This is a genomic window from Collinsella aerofaciens, assembly GCF_039752955.1.
Taxonomy (GTDB): Bacteria; Actinomycetota; Coriobacteriia; order Coriobacteriales; family Coriobacteriaceae; genus Collinsella; species Collinsella aerofaciens_BI.
Genome location: NZ_JBDMHB010000017.1, coordinates 1 through 18,047, shown reverse-complemented (window position 1 = coordinate 18,047; position 18,047 = coordinate 1). Strand labels below are relative to the sequence as shown.

Below are 18,047 nucleotides of genomic sequence, written 5' to 3'. Positions count from 1 at the left end.
CCAGGCAGGCTTCCATCCCCAAAATGCGACAATGGGACAGTCCCCTTGTCGCATCCTCAACGGACCGGCGACTCGGTCCAAACCACGGTAACCCTGCGAGCGCCCGGCAATGTGGCGCCGCAAAAATCGAAAGGAATGTGTCAGATGTACGAGATCGACCTTAACCTCCCTAAGCAGATCGTCGCTGACGTCCTGTCCAACCACGAGATCCACAGTGTCGCCTTCGTCGGCTGCGGTGCTTCCATGTCCGACCTGTACCCCGCCAAGTACTTCCTGGCCAACAACACGGACAAGCTGAACGTTCAGATCTTCACCGCTAACGAGTTCAACTACGACACGCCTTCCTGGGTCAACGAGCACACCTTCGTGATCACCTGCTCCCTCGGTGGCTCCACGCCCGAGACCGTCGAGGCCAACAAGACCGCCAAGAAGCACAACTGCCCGGTCGTCTCCCTCACCAACAAGGCTGGCTCCGCTCTGACCGTCGACGCTGACTACGTCATCGTTCACGGCTTCCACGCCAACTTCGCTGCCAAGTGCGAGAAGCCCGGCTATGCCATCGCTCTTGCTCTCGAGATCCTTCAGCAGACCGAGGGCTATGACAAGTACGACGACATGATCACCGGCCTCACCAACGTCTTCGATCTCTGCGAGAACGCTGCTCAGTCCTGCAAGAAGCTCGCCAAGAAGTTCGCTGAGGACTTCAAGGACGACAAGATGATTTACTTCATGGCCTCTGGTGCCTCCGAGAAGATGGCTTACTCTCACGCCGCCTTCCTGTTCACCGAGATGCAGTGGATCGACGCCGCCGCCTACAACACCGGCGAGTACTTCCACGGCCCGTTCGAGGTTTCCACCGAGGGTAAGCCCTACGTCTTCTTCATGTCCGATGGCGCTACCCGTCCGATGGACGCCCGCGCCCTCACCTTCCTTGAGCGCATGGGCGCCAAGGTCGCTCTGATCGACTCCAAGGACTACGGCCTGGCTGACGCCGTGCCCGCGAGCGTCGTCACCTACTTCAACCCGCTGCTGCACCTCGCCGTTATGCGCGAGTACGGCAACCAGATCGCCGAGGCCCGTCAGCACCCGCTGACCATGCGCCGCTACATGTGGAAGCTTTCCTACTAATCACAAGTAAGTAGACCTTACGGGTTGATTGAGAGGGGATGGGGTTTGCGCCCCGTCCCCTTTTTTGCTCTGGGGAGGGCGTGTCTGTCGCGTCGCAAATCCCAGATAAAACCTACCAAAATAAACCTGTCCCTTTTTGGCAGGTGGGAGGAGATGCGTATGATCAAGGCAGTGCTGTTTGACATGGACGGCGTGCTGGTCGATACCGAGTGGTTCTACAACCGTCGTCGCGTGGCGTTTATGGAAGAGAAGGGCTTTCACTTTGACGAGATCCCCGATCTTTCGGGGTCTAACGAGCCCGCCATTTGGAAGTCGCTGGTACCTGACGATGTTGAGCTGCGCGAGCGCCTGCGCGTGGAGTACAAGCAGGTCTATAGCCCGGACCATCCCGTTCCGTATGCCGAGCTGCTCAACGAGCAGACGGAGCCGGTGATGCGCGCACTGCACGAGCGCGGCGTGAAGTGTGCCATCGCGAGCTCGTCTTATCGTGAGCTCATTGACGAGCTGGTAGAGATTGCCGGTATCGCCGATGTGCTGGACTACACCATCAGCGGTCACGAGTGCAGTGCGTTTAAGCCCGACCCCGAGATCTACCTGCGTGCCATGGAGGCGCTGGGGGTGGAGCCTGCCGAGTGCCTGGTTATCGAGGATTCGCCTTTGGGGATCGAGGCCGGCAAGCGTTCCGGCGCCCGCGTCCTGGCACTGCGTCCGCACGAGGGCGTCAACCTCGATCAATCGCGAGCCGATGCCGTTATCGATAATCTGACCGACATTTTGGCCGCTTTGTAGCGTCAATCCGCCGCGAGAAGCACTGATTCACGCGTCTTTTGCTGCGGATTGGCTTAATTTGTCATCTATTTGGATCCGTTTGGCTTCGATTCGGACTAAGTGAGTAGACTTTTTGGCGCAGGCCGAGCACAATGCATATCTTCCTTTGTAAAACCGCAGGTCACAGGGGTGGCGGTTTTGGGTGTGCTCTGCAGGTCGCGTAAAGTCTACTCACTTGTAATTTGGGCCTTTGGTCGTGGGGTTGCTGGTCCCGCTTTGGTTGTCGGGAGAGGGTGAATTGAAGCGCCCCCGCACGCTCCATGCTACAATCGCGGACATATCCCACAACTACATCTGCCTTCGAAAGGAGCCTGCGTGGCGAACGCCATCGATCAGCTCACGGACCGAGTGCTCGTGCTCGGCCGCCTCACCATCGTCCGCCGCGCCATTACTGCTGTGGCGGTCACCATTTCCGCCGTTCTCCAGACATTTCTGATCCAGGCGTTCATTCAGCCCGCCGACCTGCTTCCGAGCGGTCTTACCGGCGTCGCGGTCCTGCTCGATCGCGTTACCTCGCTGGGTGGCGTTCATATCGACATCTCGCTCGGCATGCTCGCGCTCAACATCCCCGTGGCGCTCTTATGCTGGAGCGGCATTAGCAAGCGCTTCGTCATCTTCTCGATGATGCAGGTCGTGCTCTCATCGCTGTTCCTCAACGTCTTTCACTTCGCGCCGTTTTTGGGCGACAAGATCATGCTCATCATTTTTGGCGGCATGGTCTCGGGTCTGGGCGCTGCCATCGCGCTTAAATCCGGCGCATCCACCGGCGGCACCGACTTTATCGCGCTGTGGGTTTCCAACCACACGGGCAAGACCATCTGGGGCGTCATCTTTGGTTTCAACTGCTTTATCCTGGCGATCTTTGGCTTTATGTTTGGCTGGGACAAGGCGGCGTATTCCATCGTGTTCCAGTTTATTTCGACCAAGACTATCGACAGTTTCTATCGTCGCTACGATCGCGTGACGCTGCAGATTACGACGCGCAAGGCAGACGAGGTCATGACTGCCTACGTAAACCATTTTCAGCACGGCATTAGCTGCGCCGAGGTCGTCGGCGGATACAGCCGCGAAAAGATGTACCTGCTGAACACCGTTGTTTCGACCTACGAGAGCCAGGACATTATCAAGTTGGTGTGCGACGTTGATCCCGGCGCCGTGATCAACGTGTTCCACACGCTCAACTTTGTGGGCGGCTGGTGGGGCGGTCATGTCGACGAGCCCATGCCCACGGCCGTTCCCGATCCCGACAAGCCCGCACGCATGGCCAGCAGGCAGGCGCGCCTCAGCGAACAGGACAGCCTGCAGCAGGATGACGGCAAGTAGGGTATTGGCATTTTGCCGGTCCTGCGCAACCCATCCGAACGAGCCCCCCGAAAGCCCCGTTGCTTTCGAGGGCTCTCGTTTGCCCAGATAAAACCTACCAAAATGAAGCTGTCGCTTTTTGGTAGGGAGGGTGTATCGTTTTATCAATATGAGGTAACATGAAACTAGACGTTATATACGTATTAGAAATTTAGCTATTTTGATAAGAGTGATCAGATATGCCTGCGCCCAAAAATGCACCGCTTTACCAGCAGATTTATGACGAAATCAAGGATGCGATCGAGAAAGGTGTTTATGCACCCAAGGAGCGTATTCCGTCCGAGCTTGAACTAGCCGAGCAGTACGAGGTGAGCCGTATTACGGTGCGCCGCGCTGTCGAGGAGCTGTGCTCCGATGGTTACCTGGTTAAGCAGCAGGGCCGCGGCACCTTTGTCTCCACGCCGCACATCAACCGCCAGTTTCACGCCTCGACGCTGCAGACGTTTACCGCGCTGTGTGCCGGCAACGGCATGAAGGCCGGTGCGCACGTGATCGATCGCCAGATCGTTCCGGCGCGCCAAAACGAGATGGAGTTCTTTGGCCTGCAGAAGGATGCGCTGCTGCTGCATATCAAGCGCGTGCGTACGGCCGACGGCGAGCCCATCTTTGAGGAGAACATCTTTGTGCCGTTTGACGCCTACCGTGAGCTGTTGACGGCCGATCTTGAGGACAAGTCGATTTTTGCCGAGGTCGAGCGTGTTGGCGGAACGCCGATTGTCTCGGTTGGCTACCGTACGGTCGAGGCCGTTCGAGCTAACGCCGAGCAGGCGGCCGAGCTGGGCATTGCTCCGCACGATCCGCTGCTCAACCTGCGTGCCGGCTTTACCGGTCCCGATGACGAGCCGGTTTTGATGGGTAAGCAGTACTACGTGGGATCGCGCTACGTTATGGTCATGTAAGTTACGCGGTTTTACCAAACCGCGTAACGGCTCGACGCTGCAAACGCCCCTAAGCGGCAATCTGACGTTCAATCGTCGGTCGCGTACCGAAGTACGCTTCCCTCCTCTTTCACGTCACCTTGCTCGCTTAGGGGCGTTTTCGCTGACCTATGCTCAACCAGCGACGTTTGCGCGCTTGTCAAGAGATTAGCCGTTGGGAAAGTGTCCAAAAATCCCACGCTCGTTCCTTTTGGATTGCGTTGCCCGTGGCCGACGGCCGTGCGGCACCGGTCCGCGTGGCGGCGTATAATCGGCGGCAGATGACTTGGACGTTAGGAAACCATGACCGATAGCATGCAGCAGATGGCGCTCGACACGCTCGGCGCCTATTTTGGCTACACCTCGTTTCGCCCGGGGCAGGACCGCATGGTGGATGCGATTCTTGCAGGCCGCGATGCGCTGGGTGTTATGCCCACGGGCGCCGGCAAGTCCATTTGCTACCAGGTGCCCGCGCTCATGCTGCCCGGCATCACCTTTGTGGTGAGTCCGCTGCTGTCGCTTATGGAGGACCAGACCCGTGCGTTGCTCGCGGCGGGTGCGCGACCTAGCTATCTCAACTCCAGCCTTACCCCGGCCCAGCAAAACACCGTGCTCAAGCGGGCGCGCGAGGGCCGCTACCAGCTTATGTACGTGGCGCCCGAGCGCCTGCTCGAGCCGCGCTTTTTAGCCTTTGCGCAGGAGGCCGCGGCGGACGGCGGCATTGGCGTGCCGCTCGTGGCTATTGACGAGGCCCACTGCGTGAGCCAATGGGGCCAGGATTTCCGCCCCGCCTATCTGCAGATTCGCGAGTTCATCGATTCCCTGCCGCAGCGCCCTATCGTGGCGGCCTTTACCGCTACGGCGACTGAGCGCGTGCGCGCGGACATTCAGCAGATGCTCGGACTGCAAAACCCCGCGACCGTGGTGACGGGCTTCGATCGCAAGAACCTCTACTTTGGTTGCGAGGAGATGGGCGACAAGGCCAAGGCCGCGTGGGTGCGCGACTATGTGATCGCGCATTCGAGCGAGAGCGGCATCGTGTATTGCTCGACTCGCAAGACGGTCGATGCGCTGGCCGCGGAGCTTGCCGAGGCACTGGGCCCCAGCGGCATTCGTGTGGGGCGCTACCATGCCGGCATGTGCAACGACGCCCGCCGCCAGAGCCAGCGTGCCTTTATCGACGACGATATCCAGGTGATGGTTGCCACCAACGCCTTTGGCATGGGCATCGACAAGCCCAACGTGCGCTACGTGATCCACAACAACGTGCCCGAGAGCATCGAGGCCTACTACCAGGAGGCGGGCCGCGCTGGCCGCGATGGCGATCCGGCCAGCTGTCACTTGCTGTGGAACGGTAACGATTTTCGCATGCGCCGCTTTTTGATCGACCGCGGCGATGCGGCCGACGAGGCGCTCGACGACGAGCAGCGCGCGTGGGCGCTCCAGAACCGTTATCGCCTGCTCAGCCAGATGGAGGGCTACTGCAATACCACTGGCTGTCTGCGCGAATACATGCTGCGCTACTTTGGCGACGAGGCGGCGGCCGAGCATGCGGCAGCCGCCGCGGGCGGCACGGCAGACGACGCCGAGGGCTGCGGCAACTGCAGCAACTGTCTCACGCAGTTCGAGGTCGAGGACGTCACCGATATGGCCCGCGCCGCCGTGCGCTATGTGGCCACGCGTCCCATGCGCTTTGGCAAGTCGCTGATCGCCGACGTGCTCCACGGCGGCAACACCGAGCGCATTCGCCAGATGCATCTGGACGAGGAGCGCGGCTACGGTGAGCTGTCGAGCGAATCGGTCGGGCGCATCAAGGACATCATCGGCCAGCTGTGCGGTCGCGGTTATTTGGCCACCTCGCAGGGGCAGTACCCGGTCGTGGGGCTGGGTCCGCGTGCCGGCGAGGTCGAGGATGAGGCGTTCGCCTTTACCGTTAAGCGTCGTGCGTCCAAGCGCAAGGCCTCGGCCCGCGCCCGCCGCGCCGTCGATCTGCTGCGCGAGGAGGCCGAGCTGGATCAGCGCCCGCGCGTTGGCGACGATGCCGAGCTGTTCGAGCGCCTGCGTGCCCTCCGCAAGGAGATCTCGACCGAGCTGGAGATGGCGCCGTATATGGTCTTTTCCGACAAGGCCCTGCGCGGCCTGTGCCGCCTGCGTCCGCAGACGCGCGAGGAGCTGATCCAGGTCAACGGCATTGGCGAGAAAAAAGCCGACGCCTTTGGCGAGCAGTTTATGGCGGCGATTGAAGAATTTGAGTCCGAGCATGCGCGGGATGGAGTGTAACGATGGCATTCGACGATAAAACCGACCGCACTGACGTGCCCGCCGTGCCGCTGTACCAGCAGGTCATGGACGACCTAAAGGGCGAGATCGCGCGCGGCGTGTACCCCGCCGGCTCGCGCATCCCTGCCGAGATGGAGCTCGCGAAGTCCTACGGCGTGGGGCGCATCACCGTGCGCCGTGCCATCGAGGAGCTGTCGCGCGCGGGGTATCTCAACCGCCAGCAGGGGAGGGGCACGTTTGTGTGCGCGCCCAAGCTCAAGCGCAAGATTCGCCAGAAGGGCGACGTTCAGAGCTTTACCGAGGGTTGCGCCGCCAACGACATGGTGGCCGGAGCACGCCTGGTGTCGCGCACGGTGGTTGCGGCGACGCGTGAGGACGCGGCGTTTTTTGGGGTGGAACCCGGCTGCGAGCTCATCGTTGTCGAGCGCGTGCGCACGGCAGACGGCGTGCCCGTCATGCTCGAGAACAACGCCTTTGTGCTTGCCGACCATCCCTACCTGCAGACGCTGGCCGACGAGGACCTCACCGATAACTCAATCTTTGCGCTCGTTGCCGAGCATTCGGGTCGCGCGCCGCTCAAGTCCGACCCCTGCACCGTGGAGATTGCGCTTGCCGATACTCAGACGGCCCCGCTGCTGGAGGTGCCGGTCGGCGAGCCTCTCTTCTATATGGAGGCCTACTTTACCGACGCCGGCGGGCGCCCTCTACTGCTCGGCCGCCAAAAGATCGTGGGCTCGCGCTACGTCTTCGACATCTAACGTCCACAGATAGAACAACATAGAACAAATTTGCTGAGATGACTTCACGGGCGTTGTTACACGTGCTATAAATAGGACAACATAGAACGACAGCAGGTACGAGCTGTCGTCGTTCAAAGCCGCCCCACAAGGAGGAGCATCAGCATGAACGCACATGATCTGGTTCAGGAAATCATCGAGCGCAAGGGCAAGATCGAGAACGTCTTTTGGATCGCTTGCGGCGGTTCGATGATCGATCTCATGCCGGCCAACGAGCTGCTCAAGCGTGAGGCCACCACGTTTACCTCGACGGTCTACACGGCACGCGAGTTTTGCCTGATGGCTCCCAAGAGTCTTGGCGAGAAGTCGCTCGTCATCGCCTGCAGCCACAGCGGCAACACGCAGGAGGTCGTCGACGGCTGCGAGATGGCGCTGGCCGCCGGTGCCGAGGTCATTGCCCTCACTGACTGCGAGGGCTCCAAGATCGATAACGGCAAGTGGACCACCTGGGTCTATCCGTGGGGCGAAAGCGTGCCGCAGGCCGAGGTACCGCAGGGCATTGGCGCTCTGATCGCCGCCGAGTTGCTCGACCAGCAGGAGGGTTACGAGGCGCTTGCCGACATGTATGCCGGCCTCAAGCAGATGGATGCGCTGCTGCCCGCCGCCCGTGAGAAGGTCAACGCCGAGCTGGGCGCCCGCTTTGCCGAGCTCTGCCAGCAGCACAAGTTCTTCTATATCCTGGGCTCCGGCCCCAACTTTAGCCAGACCTATGCCATGGCGATTTGCTCGCTCATGGAGATGCAGTGGCAGCACTGCTGCTACATCCACTCCGGCGAGTACTTCCATGGCCCGTTCGAAGCCACCGAGCCCGGCGTGTTCTACTTTGTGCAGCTCGGATCGGGCGAGTGCCGCCCCATGGAGGAGCGCGCTCTTGCGTTCCTCAACACGCACACCGACACGATCATGGTGCTCGACGCGCTCGAGTACGGCGTGGGCGAGGTACCTGCCAGCGTGCGTTCGTTCCTAGAGCCGATCTTCTTCTATGCGATGAGCTGCGAGCTGCGCGCCGCCCGCGGCAAGGTCTTCGACCACAGCCCCGAGTTCCGCCGCTACATGGGCGTCGAGCAGTACTAGGTAACGGGAAAAGTATTCACCTTCGATTCGCAAGGGCACTGCGTGAGTCAAAAAAGCGGGCCGCGCCGGGGATTTCCGGCGCGGCCCGCTTGGTATCGCGCTTAGATTCGCAAGGTTGCGGCAGCCAGCGGCCTACTTTGCGTCGTAGGCCTCGGCGTCCCACCAGTCGAGCTGGGCGATGTTGTCGCGGATGTGCTGGCAGCTCTTGTGGAAGCCCTCGAGCTCGTACTCGGACAGGTCGAGCGTGTAGACCTCCTCGACGCCCTCGGCGCCGATCACGCACGGCAGGGAGGTAAAGATGCCCTCCTCGCCATACTGGCCGGTCATAAGCGTAGAGGCGGAAAGCACGGCGTGCTCGTCGTGCAGCACGGCGGCGCAGACGCGCGCGGCGGAGTTAGCGACGGCGTACTCGGTGCACTGCTTGCCCTGGTAGGTTACGTAGCCGCCCTTGCGCGCGAGCTCCTCGACCTCCGTGTGGTCAAAGGCGTACTTGTCGGGGTTCTCGGCCTGAAGCTCGTTGAGGCTCTTGCCGGCGATGGTTGCGGCCTTAAAGGCAGCCAGCTGGCTAAAGCCGTGCTCGCCGATCATGTAGGCGTCGATGGACTTGGGGCTCACGCCGACCTTCTTGGAGATCTCGGTGCGCAGGCGGGCGGAGTCCAGGCCGCAGCCCGAGCCGATGATCTTCTTGGGATCGTAGCCGGTCAGGTGCCACAGCTCGGTGCATACGACGTCGCAGGGGTTGGAGATGCTCACGAAGATGCCGTCAAAGCCGGCGTCGACGATGCGCTTGGCAAAGGTGCGGGCGGCGTCGGTGGTAAAGAACAGCTCGCCGTCGCGGTTGCCGGCGGCCAGCGCGACCTTGCCGGCGGCGTTGACGATGACGTCGCAGCAGGCCAGCTCCTCGAAGTGGTCGTAGCAGTTGACGATCTTGGTGTTATACGGGACAAACGAAAGGGAGTCGCGCAGGTCCTGGACCTCGGACGTCACCTTGGCCTCGTTGATATCGCACAGGTACAGCTCGTCGGCAATGCCCTGCATGAGCAGGCTGTTGGCGACATGTGCTCCTACGTGGCCCTGGCCGACCACACCGATCTTACGCGTCTGGTACATATATGTATCCTTTCAGCCGAGTTTTTCGCGTCGAACCATTGTAGCGTCCAGCTACCACTTTGCTAGGCTAAAGCGCCGCAGATTTTTGGGACATGCCTTAATCTCTACTTTTGGAGTGATTTGGACCACAGGCGGTGTCTCGGGGCGATGTGCTCGCGCGGATGGGGCCGCTCGTTGTACCATAGCTGCAACTGACTCGTAAGGAGCATCCATGCCCATTCGCATTCCCGACGCCCTCCCTGCCGCCGCGCAGCTCGAGAGCGAGAACATCTTTGTCATGACTGAGTACCGCGCGCTGCACCAGGACATCCGTCCGCTGCGCGTGCTCATCCTCAACCTCATGCCCACCAAGATCGCCACCGAGACGCAGATCATGCGCAAGCTCTCCAACACGCCGCTGCAGGTGGAGGTGGACCTGCTGCGCACCAAGACGCACGAGGCCACGCACGTAAGCGCCGGCCACCTGGAGACGTTCTACCGCACGTTCGATGACATCCGCGACATCCACTACGACGGCCTGATCATCACGGGCGCGCCGGTGGAACAGATGCCGTTCGAGGAGGTCGACTACTGGCCCGAGCTCTGCCAGATCATGGATTGGTCAACCACGCACGTGCACTCTACGCTGCACATTTGTTGGGGCGCGCAGGCTGGTCTGTACCATCATTACGGTATTCAGAAGCACGACCTGCCGGCAAAGGCGAGCGGCGTGTTCGAGCATTATCTGGTGAAGCCGCAAAGCCCGCTGGTCCGCGGCTTTGACGACCGTTTCTATGCTGTGCATTCGCGCAACACCGATGTGCGCCGCGAGGACGTGGAGGCCGAGCCGCAGCTTGAAGTCGTGGCCGCGTCTGACGAGGTGGGCCTGTACATCGTCAAGTCGACCGACAGCCGCCGCTTCTTTGTCTTTGGCCATCCCGAGTACGATACCGACACGCTGCGTCTGGAGTACGAGCGTGACGTGAAGCGCGGACTCAACCCGGAGGTGCCGGCGCATTACTTCCCGGGCGACGACCCCACGGCCGAGCCGCGCAACGTCTGGCGCAGCCAGGCTCAACTGCTCTACACCAACTGGCTCAACTACTACGTCTACCAGACCACGCCCTACGACCTGGCCCGCGCCGGCGAGGAGCACTAGGCTGTCGGGAGGGACGCTGGCATTTAGGCGCTGATGATGTTGGGCAGCGGCAGGTCGTGGGCTTCGGTGGGAACGTGTTCGACGCGCTGTTCGTTAAAGGCGATGCCGACGATTTGGCATGCGCGCGAGAGCATGGGAAGGTAGCGGTCGTAGCAGCCCCCGCCGTAGCCCAGGCGCGCGCCGGTGCGGTCGAAAGCCACGAGCGGCACGACAACCATGTCGAGCTCGGCGGCGGGCACGATGGGGCAGCGATTGTTGTCGATGTCCGTAGCTGCGATGGCCCGCGTAGGGTGGGCGATAAACGGAGCCGCGGATACATCGCCGGCGGCGACCGTTCGCATGCACATGCGCTGGCCGCATGCGGCGGCGTCGCTTGCCGAGAGCATGCACGGATAGGCTACGCGCCAGCCGCGCGCGGCGGCCGCAGCGGCAAACGCGGCAGGGTCGACTTCGGAATCCATGGCGGCATAGACGGCAACGGTGCGTTGGCCCGCAGTGCCGCTGGACTCCATCAGCTCAACAAGCCGCGCGCATACAACAGCGGACTTCGCCGCCCGAACATCCAAATCAATCGCATTGCGCCGGGCAATCACCGCCCGCCGTAACTCAGCCTTATCCATCACAGCCTCATCTCCCAAACCTTCCAAAAAGGGACAGGTTTATTTTGGCAGGTTTTATCTGGGTAAACAGCAAAAACCACCACGAAGTGGACACAGGCACCTTTGCGGCGGTCTGTGCTGTGATGGGTGTCTGCGGCGGTCTGTCTCGATCTGTAACAGTAACTCGGCAAAAATGGGCCTAGTTGTTACAGATTGAGACAAAGGGCCGGCGTCATCCGGAAACGTCTCGATTTGTAACATCTGGAGCCAATATTGCCGCCTTAGCGTTACAGATCGAGACAAATCGGCAGACTGCGGCAAAAGAAAAAGGTAGATTTTCGGTCATGTCCCAAAAATCTACCTTTGTGCGTTAGCCCAACAGGTCGACTACGGTGAAGCCGGCGCTGCTCTTGGCGATGACGTCTCGGCTGCCAAAGACGCAGGTGGGCGACTCGGCTGCGATGCGCGTCACATCGGCGCCGAGCGAGCGCAGCTCACCGGGCGTAGCGGCGAGCATCTGGGCGCGGCGCTCCTCGCGTGCGTGCGGATCGAGCCCGGCCAGGTAGGTCGTGTTGCGGCGCTTGGTGAGCGTGTACGGCTTCACGGGCGCGTCCATGCCGCTCACGCAGCTCACGATAAAGCCCTCAAAGGCGGCCTCGTCGGGCTCAAAGCTGCCGAGCCATTCGCCTGCGCGCTCCACGCGCTCAATCGAAGGATCGATTGCCGGGTCGCGGTAGGTGTAGAACGCCGCCTGGCGCTCGCCGGCTGCGCGGAATCCGCAGCCGTACGCACCGCCCTTCACGCGAATCTCGTTCCACAGGTAATCGTAGGAGAGCGCGTTGGCGGCAACCGCCCAGGCGCCCGTCACGTCAATGCCCAGGCGACGCGGATCGCACGCACGCGCGGCAAAACAGATGTCGCTGGGGATGACAAAAGCCTCGTGGCGGTCGCACGGCGCCGGCACCACGAGCGCGTCGCGGCCGGCATCGGCGCCGTCGCCAGCGTCCAGCCCCAGGTCGCCCGCGGCATCCCAGTACGCGTCAAAGTCCTCGTCGCTGCCGGTAAAGCTCGCCATGCAGCCGTCGGCCACAAAGATGCGGTCTGCCAGCGCGGCAAGCTTGGCGCGCAGGTCGTCCAGTCGCTCGTCAAAGTGCTCGAGCAGATTGCGCAGGAACAGGTAGAAGTCCACGCCCGAAAGCTGCTCGCGCACCACGGCCGAAGGCGAGCTGTAACTCATCGCGCGACCGAGCGCCGCCGAGTGACCGTTGTTGATAAAGCCCTGCTCAAGTCCAATGCGAATCTGCGTGAGCACGTCGCGAACGCGGTCGGCGTCGGCATCGAGCAACAGCGTGCTCGACCACACCTCGCGCGGCAGGCTCGCCAGTGCGTCAATCTTTTCGGACAGGGCGCCGGCGCTCACCAGCAGGTAGGGGCGCACGCCGTCCACGTCGGGCTGCGTCATGACCTCGGTCGTAAAGCTCAAAAAGCCGAGCTTGCCAGCGAGCAAGTTGTCGAGTTCCTCGGCCGAGTGCTCGCGCGTGGGCAGCTGCTTAAGCAGGCGGCAGAGCAGTGTCACATAGGGCAGGTCCTCAAACGCGACGCAGCTCAGGTCGAAATACTGCATGGCGTAGGCCAGACGGTTGGTGGGGATGTCGTGGCGCAGGCAGGGGATGGGCGCGGTCGTGTCCACGACCAGTGGCGGCTCGGGGCGCGCCTCGCCAATGTCGGACACGCGCAGGCGCGGCAGCGTGGCCTTGGCCTCGGGTGTGTCTTCCGCCTCCTGCGCGGCACGCAGCGCGGCCGTGCGCTCGACCACGTCGGCCAGCTCGGCATCGGTCATGGCATCGCGCTTGGCTGCCAGCTCGGCGGCCTCGGCACCCTCCGAACCCTCGGCGGCGTCCACCGGCACCAGCTCGACCAGTGCCATGTGGTCGTTTTCCAGCACCAGTTCGCGCAGCAGGTCCTCAAAATAGCTGCCGTCCAGCTCACTGCGCAGCTCCTCGTACACCGGGCCGTACTTGAGCGCCAGCGTCGCGGCGTCGTCATCGTAGAGCCACGTGCTCAGCGCGTCGCACGCAATGGCCACGCCGTCGGCGATACCGTAGTCGCGCTGGCGCAGGTCGTATTCGTTGCTGCTGATGATGGCTTCCAGGCGCTCGCGTGGAACGCCATGCTCGCATAGGTCGCGGCAGGCGTCCTGGAACACGCGGCGCAGCTCGCGCGCCACGCCGGGCTGCGCGTTTTGCAGCATGATGAGCTCGTAGGGCTGCAGGCTCTCGGCCGCCGTGTAGCTCACCACGTTGCCGCCCAGGCCGGCGGACAGAATGGCCTTCTTAACCGGCGCTTCGTTGGAGCCCAGCAGTGCTTCAAACAGGATATCCGCCGCGATCGTGCGTTTGCGGTCGAGCGCGTTGCCCAGCACCAGGCCCAGGCCCACCAGGGCGTTCTCGGGTGTGGTGGCCATCTCGACGCGCTTGTACTCGCAGGTCACGGGCGCCTGCACGCCCAGCGGATTGGGCGCCATCGTGGACGGGTCCTCGCCGGCGGCGACGGCAGCGTCCATGCGGCGGCTCGCGGCACTCGGCTGCGACAGATAGCGCTCGTCCAAAAAGGCCAGGGCGCGGTCCACGTCCAGGTCGCCGTAGAGCGTTATATAAGAGTTGGAAGGATTGTAGTGGCGCGCGTGCGTGTCCAGGAACTGCTCGTAGGTGAGCGCGGGAATCGCGCGCGGGTCGCCACCGCTCTCGTGTGCATAGGCGGTGTCGGGGTAGAGCGCGGCGTTGACGGCGTCGTCCAGCACACTCATGGGGTCGGACAGCGCACCCTTCATCTCGTTGAACACCACGCCGTTATAGCGCAGCGCGCCCTCGCGCAGGCTCGCGGAGCCGCCGTCGCCCTCGCCCTCGACGCTCTCCGGCAGGTCCAGCTCGTAGTGCCAGCCCTCCTGCTCAAAAATGGTGGGCTTGGTATAGATGGCCGGGTTGAACACCGCGTCCAGGTACACGTCCATCAGGTTGTACAGATCCTGCTCGTTGGTGGTGGCAACGGGGTAGATGGTCTTGTCGGGGTAGGTCATGGCGTTGAGAAACGTCTGCATGGAGCTCTTGATCAGATCGACAAACGGCTCCTTGACGGGGAACTTAGCCGATCCGCACAGCACCGAGTGCTCAAGAATATGGAACACGCCGGTGGAATCGGCCGGCGGCGTCTTAAAGCCAATGGCAAAGGCCTTGTTTTCGTCGTCGCATGCCAGGTACAGCAGGCGAGCGTCCGAGGCAGTGTGTCGCAGCACGTAAGCGTCCGAGTCGAGCTCGGGCACGGTCTCGCGGCGCTCGACGGCAAAGCCGTGGCAGGTAGTGCCGGGCACCAGCAGTGCAGCGGCTGCGGCGCGCGGGTCGGTTGAGGTGGTGGGCATATGCAGTCTCCTTTGACGTCCCAGCGGGGGCGAATCGAGTCGAATCCTCGAGAGTATACCCATATGGGGCCGCGGCTCTGCGGCGAACTGAAGACGATGCCAGCGGATTGGGCATAGGTCCCGCGTGCCCGCCGCACGAGCGTGGAAACTTGGACGCCTATCGAATGAGAGTGGATTTTCGGACGGAATCAGCCTCAAAACGCCCAAATACCGTCCAAATATCCACCCTCATTTCCCGACCGTCCAAAATCCACGCTCATCCGCCGCCCGCACATCTCTCATCTCTCATTCGTCACGAATACGAGAGATAACAGAAAGACGAGAGATAAATATGAGAGATAACTGAGCAGCAAAGAGACAAGCAATCATGGTATTATCTCAATACCGATTGTTCTACCAGCAAAAACATGTTTATATGAAACAGATGGCAGACATCTTATCTTTTATCTCTCACTCATCTCTAATATGAGAGATAACAGAAAGATGAGAGATAATTACGAGAGATAACTGAGAGACGAAGGAAATTCATTCGCGGCATTCTTCGCAGAACCGAGCGAAAGGACGTGCAGATGAACGAAAACGAACTGACCGGTCTGCTCGAGTCTTTAAGGCGCATGGGCTCGGACGATCTTAACGTCGAGGTCAAGGAGAGCGCCACAACGCTTTCCCGCGACGTATGGGAAACGGTCAGCGCTTTCGCAAACACCGCCGGCGGCATCATCGTGCTCGGAGTGAGCGAGCGCGCGGGTTTTGTCCCAGTTGCAAACTTTGAGACCGAGAAAGTGCTCAACCAATTCGTGGCGGGCATGGGTGATGCGGGCGGTCGCGGAAAGCTGGCCAATCCGCCCAAATACACCATTGAGCGCGTGGAGCTCCAGGGCACCGTGGTTCTGGTCATCACGATTGAGGAGCTCGACCCGTCGAGCAAGCCTTGTTATGTCATAGAGCGGGGCGCTCAAGGTGGCAGCTACAAACGCATCGATGACAAAGATGTCCCGCTTTCGTCGACCGAGGTGCTCGCATTGGCGTCATACGGTCGAGCGACTCCGAGCGATCGCGACGCGGTGGCGGGCGCGGGCGCGGACGATCTCGACGAGGCGCTGGTCGACCGTACGATAGATCGGGCTTTCTCGTTGACGCCTCGGGCAATGCGCGGCGCGCCGGACAAACAAACGAAGCTGGAGCGCCTAAATTTCCTTGATTCCCAGGGCAATGTTACCAAGGCTGGACTCCTAGTTGCGGGCACCTACCCTCAGCAGTTTTATCCCAAGCTCTTTATCGACATGGCTGTCTATGCGGGGACCCGGAAAGGCACGGCGGGATCGCTGAGGTTCATGGACCGCACAATCTGTGAGGGAACGTTGGGCGAGATGATCTCGGATGCCGTCGCGGCCGTCGCCAAGAATTTGCGGCGAACCTCGACCGTCCAAGGCGTCTCGCGTGTCGACTCGCTTGAGATTCCCGAGGAGGTTCTGCGCGAGGCAATCGCCAACGCCGTAATCCATCGAGAATACGGGGATCGGTTCTGTGGACAATCGATTGCCGTCGACGTCTTTGACGATCGTGTCGAGGTGACGAATCCTGGCGGCCTTTACGGGGGAAAGACTCGCGAGAACTTGTTTGACGGCAGCTCCCGATGCCGTAACGCGACGCTTGTGAAGCTCATGTCGATTGTCCCGCTGCCGGATGGCGCAGGTTCGCCGGCTGAGGGCAATGGCTCGGGCATCCCGATGATGATCGATGCCATGCGCGCGCATGGTCTGGCCGAGCCCCTGTTCTGCCCGGGGTTCGATCGGTTCAAGGTCGTACTTTACCGTTCAAAGATCGAGCCGGTCGATCATGGCGGGGGCTTAATTGTGACGGCACTCAAACACTACGGCGAGCTGGGGACGCGCGAGCTGGCAGAGCACACAGGGCTCACAATTTCCCAGGTTAGGTCGCGCGTCAACGCGCTCATTGCTCAAGGCGAGCTTGAGCCCACGGCGCCGGCGACGAGCCGCAACCGCAAGTATCGACTGTCGGAGCGCGTGGGATAGATGCGTTAGTGGACGAGGCGACCCAATAATCGACCCTCGATTGGCGTCCATTAAGGTAAAGCGGTTGTTGCCCAGTCGACGGTGATGCTAAAGACTCGGCTTACGCCGGCATGGCCCCGAACCCGTCTATCAGGAACAGCCTAAGAACCAGCTTGATGACATTTCCCGGTTTGACTTCTGCCGCGTCAAAGACGTGGCGCTCGGCGAGCTCGCTGCAGTATGCATAGATGTCGCGGATAAGGTCCGCGCCCGAGAGCGTAAACATGTAGCCTGCGTCCGAAAGCGCATTGGGCGCGGCAGGCAACTTGGCCATGTGGCAGAACGTTTGCAGGTCGGGCGCCATAACGTTCTGGTAGTCGAGGTGGCCGTTGGCATCCTGCGCGGCAACCTCCAATTGGCGCACAAAATCCAGCGCCGCCGCTAACACAAAGCTCGGCGTAGGCGCATTGACGTCCTGAGTGGTCGCCACAAGCCTGCCCGCCGCCTGCGTGACAAGCCAAGCGACCTCGCGCTGGCAACGCACGGCCTTGCGCGTAACCGGCTTGATGGACGAAGAAGAAACGCTTCCCTTAGGCGGATTCGAAACAGCCACAAGAACCTCCCATGAACGACCCGGCCCAACAAGCCCGGATGAAACACGTGCTACATCAGTATACAGGGAAGTGGGGTAGCGGGGTACAAGCGCGCCAGCGGCAAACCGAGAGCATCAACGATGTGCCGATCGCGGAATGAGATCTCGTAATAATTGACTCTCGGCCATATTATTGAGGGGCATGACTCGCGTTCGTATGGTTGTAGGTGCTGGCGATGAACGACATTGACCTTGCTGTTCCGTTGATGGATGGACCAAGCTATGACCGCGCCTGCAGTCTCGTGCCTTCCGAATACGTTGAGGCATGGGAGTGGTTTCTGGGTGAGGAACAGCGCGGCGGTGTTTGGACCAGCCTTCCGCACCACACCAAGGAAGATAGTCCTCAGTATCAGTACCGTTTGAGAATTGGCTCGGACTTCTTTCCCGTAACGCGGGATTCAGGGATCTTCTGGCCGGGCCAGGATCGGGTGAAGCAAGATCCCAATAAGATCTTTGCGCTTTCGGTCCATAACTCTAAAAAGAGCTTCTACACCGATGTGCCTCCGCTCTATTTGGATGACGGTACGTGGGTCATTAAGTATTCGGTCCAAGCGCCAGGAGCCGTTGGTTCTCGAGACCAGAATTACAACCGTAAAATGCTCAACTGCATGGAATGTGGCGTCCCAGTCGGAGTCATATTTGCAACCGAGGTGGGCTATAAGGTGCTCGGCCTTGCGTTTGTTGAGCGGTTCGAGCCCGAAAATGGATGGTTTGTTCTGCACGGTCCTGTTC

The 18,047-nt window shown here is 61.1% G+C and carries 14 protein-coding genes; 10 read left to right on the top strand and 4 right to left on the bottom strand.

Going from position 1 to position 18,047, the window contains the following annotated elements; translation table 11 throughout:
• The first annotated feature begins 144 nt into the window (after nucleotides 1–144).
• From ABHR75_RS05415 to ABHR75_RS05385, 7 genes are all read left to right on the top strand, one after another.
• Nucleotides 145–1,128, top strand: coding sequence for an SIS domain-containing protein (locus tag ABHR75_RS05415; RefSeq protein ID WP_229025861.1), 984 nt, complete (start codon nucleotides 145–147; stop codon nucleotides 1,126–1,128).
• A gap of 159 nt (nucleotides 1,129–1,287) precedes the next feature.
• Nucleotides 1,288–1,917, top strand: coding sequence for an HAD family hydrolase (locus tag ABHR75_RS05410; protein ID WP_346963816.1), 630 nt, complete (start codon nucleotides 1,288–1,290; stop codon nucleotides 1,915–1,917).
• Nucleotides 1,918–2,271: 354 nt separating this feature from the next.
• Nucleotides 2,272–3,279 carry a YitT family protein gene (locus ABHR75_RS05405; RefSeq protein ID WP_346963815.1) on the top strand — a complete coding sequence of 336 codons (1,008 nt, stop codon included), beginning with the start codon at nucleotides 2,272–2,274 and terminating at the stop codon, nucleotides 3,277–3,279.
• Nucleotides 3,280–3,497: 218 nt separating this feature from the next.
• Nucleotides 3,498–4,217: a GntR family transcriptional regulator gene (locus ABHR75_RS05400; RefSeq protein WP_006235129.1), complete on the top strand. Its 720-nt coding sequence runs from the start codon at nucleotides 3,498–3,500 to the stop codon at nucleotides 4,215–4,217.
• A 321-nt stretch (nucleotides 4,218–4,538) separates the two neighbouring features.
• Nucleotides 4,539–6,515: a RecQ family ATP-dependent DNA helicase gene (locus ABHR75_RS05395; RefSeq protein ID WP_346963814.1), complete on the top strand. Its 1,977-nt coding sequence runs from the start codon at nucleotides 4,539–4,541 to the stop codon at nucleotides 6,513–6,515.
• A gap of 2 nt (nucleotides 6,516–6,517) precedes the next feature.
• On the top strand, nucleotides 6,518–7,273 hold the full coding sequence (locus ABHR75_RS05390) for a GntR family transcriptional regulator (RefSeq protein WP_346963813.1): 756 nt from the start codon (nucleotides 6,518–6,520) through the stop codon (nucleotides 7,271–7,273).
• Between the two features lie 144 nt (nucleotides 7,274–7,417).
• Nucleotides 7,418–8,386, top strand: coding sequence for an SIS domain-containing protein (locus ABHR75_RS05385; RefSeq protein ID WP_346963812.1), 969 nt, complete (start codon nucleotides 7,418–7,420; stop codon nucleotides 8,384–8,386).
• A 132-nt stretch (nucleotides 8,387–8,518) separates the two neighbouring features.
• On the opposite strand, the gene ABHR75_RS05380 is transcribed toward ABHR75_RS05385, so the two are convergent.
• Complete coding sequence (locus ABHR75_RS05380; protein WP_346963811.1) at nucleotides 8,519–9,496, bottom strand: L-lactate dehydrogenase; 978 nt, start codon at nucleotides 9,494–9,496, stop codon at nucleotides 8,519–8,521.
• A gap of 211 nt (nucleotides 9,497–9,707) precedes the next feature.
• Here ABHR75_RS05380 and metA point away from each other — a divergent pair, with 211 nt between their 5' ends.
• A complete protein-coding gene (metA, locus tag ABHR75_RS05375) occupies nucleotides 9,708–10,634 on the top strand; it encodes a homoserine O-acetyltransferase MetA (protein WP_346963810.1) in 927 nt (308 codons plus the stop codon).
• 23 nt (nucleotides 10,635–10,657) lie between these two features.
• Here the strand turns inward: metA and ABHR75_RS05370 are convergent, their stop codons facing one another.
• Together ABHR75_RS05370 and ABHR75_RS05365 are read right to left on the bottom strand one after the other, a co-directional pair.
• Entirely contained in the window at nucleotides 10,658–11,254 is a 597-nt protein-coding gene (locus tag ABHR75_RS05370; protein WP_346963809.1) for a 5-formyltetrahydrofolate cyclo-ligase, read from the bottom strand.
• A gap of 349 nt (nucleotides 11,255–11,603) precedes the next feature.
• On the bottom strand, nucleotides 11,604–14,648 hold the full coding sequence (locus tag ABHR75_RS05365; RefSeq protein WP_346963808.1) for an insulinase family protein: 3,045 nt from the start codon (nucleotides 14,646–14,648) through the stop codon (nucleotides 11,604–11,606).
• A 569-nt stretch (nucleotides 14,649–15,217) separates the two neighbouring features.
• Between ABHR75_RS05365 and ABHR75_RS05360 the strand changes: the two genes are divergently transcribed.
• Complete coding sequence (locus tag ABHR75_RS05360) at nucleotides 15,218–16,684, top strand: ATP-binding protein (protein WP_346963807.1); 1,467 nt, start codon at nucleotides 15,218–15,220, stop codon at nucleotides 16,682–16,684.
• Nucleotides 16,685–16,784: 100 nt separating this feature from the next.
• Here ABHR75_RS05360 and ABHR75_RS05355 read toward each other — a convergent pair whose 3' ends face one another.
• A complete protein-coding gene (locus ABHR75_RS05355) occupies nucleotides 16,785–17,276 on the bottom strand; it encodes a hypothetical protein (protein WP_035136794.1) in 492 nt (163 codons plus the stop codon).
• Nucleotides 17,277–17,491: 215 nt separating this feature from the next.
• Between ABHR75_RS05355 and ABHR75_RS05350 the strand changes: the two genes are divergently transcribed.
• On the top strand, nucleotides 17,492–18,047 hold a 556-nt coding region (locus ABHR75_RS05350), incomplete at its 3' end, for a hypothetical protein (RefSeq protein WP_346963806.1).

Coding starts and splice junctions, on each gene's coding strand:
- ABHR75_RS05380 (WP_346963811.1), bottom strand. CDS start 9,496: ATGTACCAGACGCGTAAGATCGGTGTGGTCGGCCAGGGCCACGTAGGA.
- ABHR75_RS05390 (WP_346963813.1), top strand. CDS start 6,518: ATGGCATTCGACGATAAAACCGACCGCACTGACGTGCCCGCCGTGCCG.
- ABHR75_RS05395 (WP_346963814.1), top strand. CDS start 4,539: ATGACCGATAGCATGCAGCAGATGGCGCTCGACACGCTCGGCGCCTAT.
- metA (WP_346963810.1), top strand. CDS start 9,708: ATGCCCATTCGCATTCCCGACGCCCTCCCTGCCGCCGCGCAGCTCGAG.
- ABHR75_RS05385 (WP_346963812.1), top strand. CDS start 7,418: ATGAACGCACATGATCTGGTTCAGGAAATCATCGAGCGCAAGGGCAAG.
- ABHR75_RS05365 (WP_346963808.1), bottom strand. CDS start 14,648: ATGCCCACCACCTCAACCGACCCGCGCGCCGCAGCCGCTGCACTGCTG.
- ABHR75_RS05360 (WP_346963807.1), top strand. CDS start 15,218: ATGAACGAAAACGAACTGACCGGTCTGCTCGAGTCTTTAAGGCGCATG.
- ABHR75_RS05370 (WP_346963809.1), bottom strand. CDS start 11,254: ATGGATAAGGCTGAGTTACGGCGGGCGGTGATTGCCCGGCGCAATGCG.
- ABHR75_RS05410 (WP_346963816.1), top strand. CDS start 1,288: ATGATCAAGGCAGTGCTGTTTGACATGGACGGCGTGCTGGTCGATACC.
- ABHR75_RS05415 (WP_229025861.1), top strand. CDS start 145: ATGTACGAGATCGACCTTAACCTCCCTAAGCAGATCGTCGCTGACGTC.
- ABHR75_RS05400 (WP_006235129.1), top strand. CDS start 3,498: ATGCCTGCGCCCAAAAATGCACCGCTTTACCAGCAGATTTATGACGAA.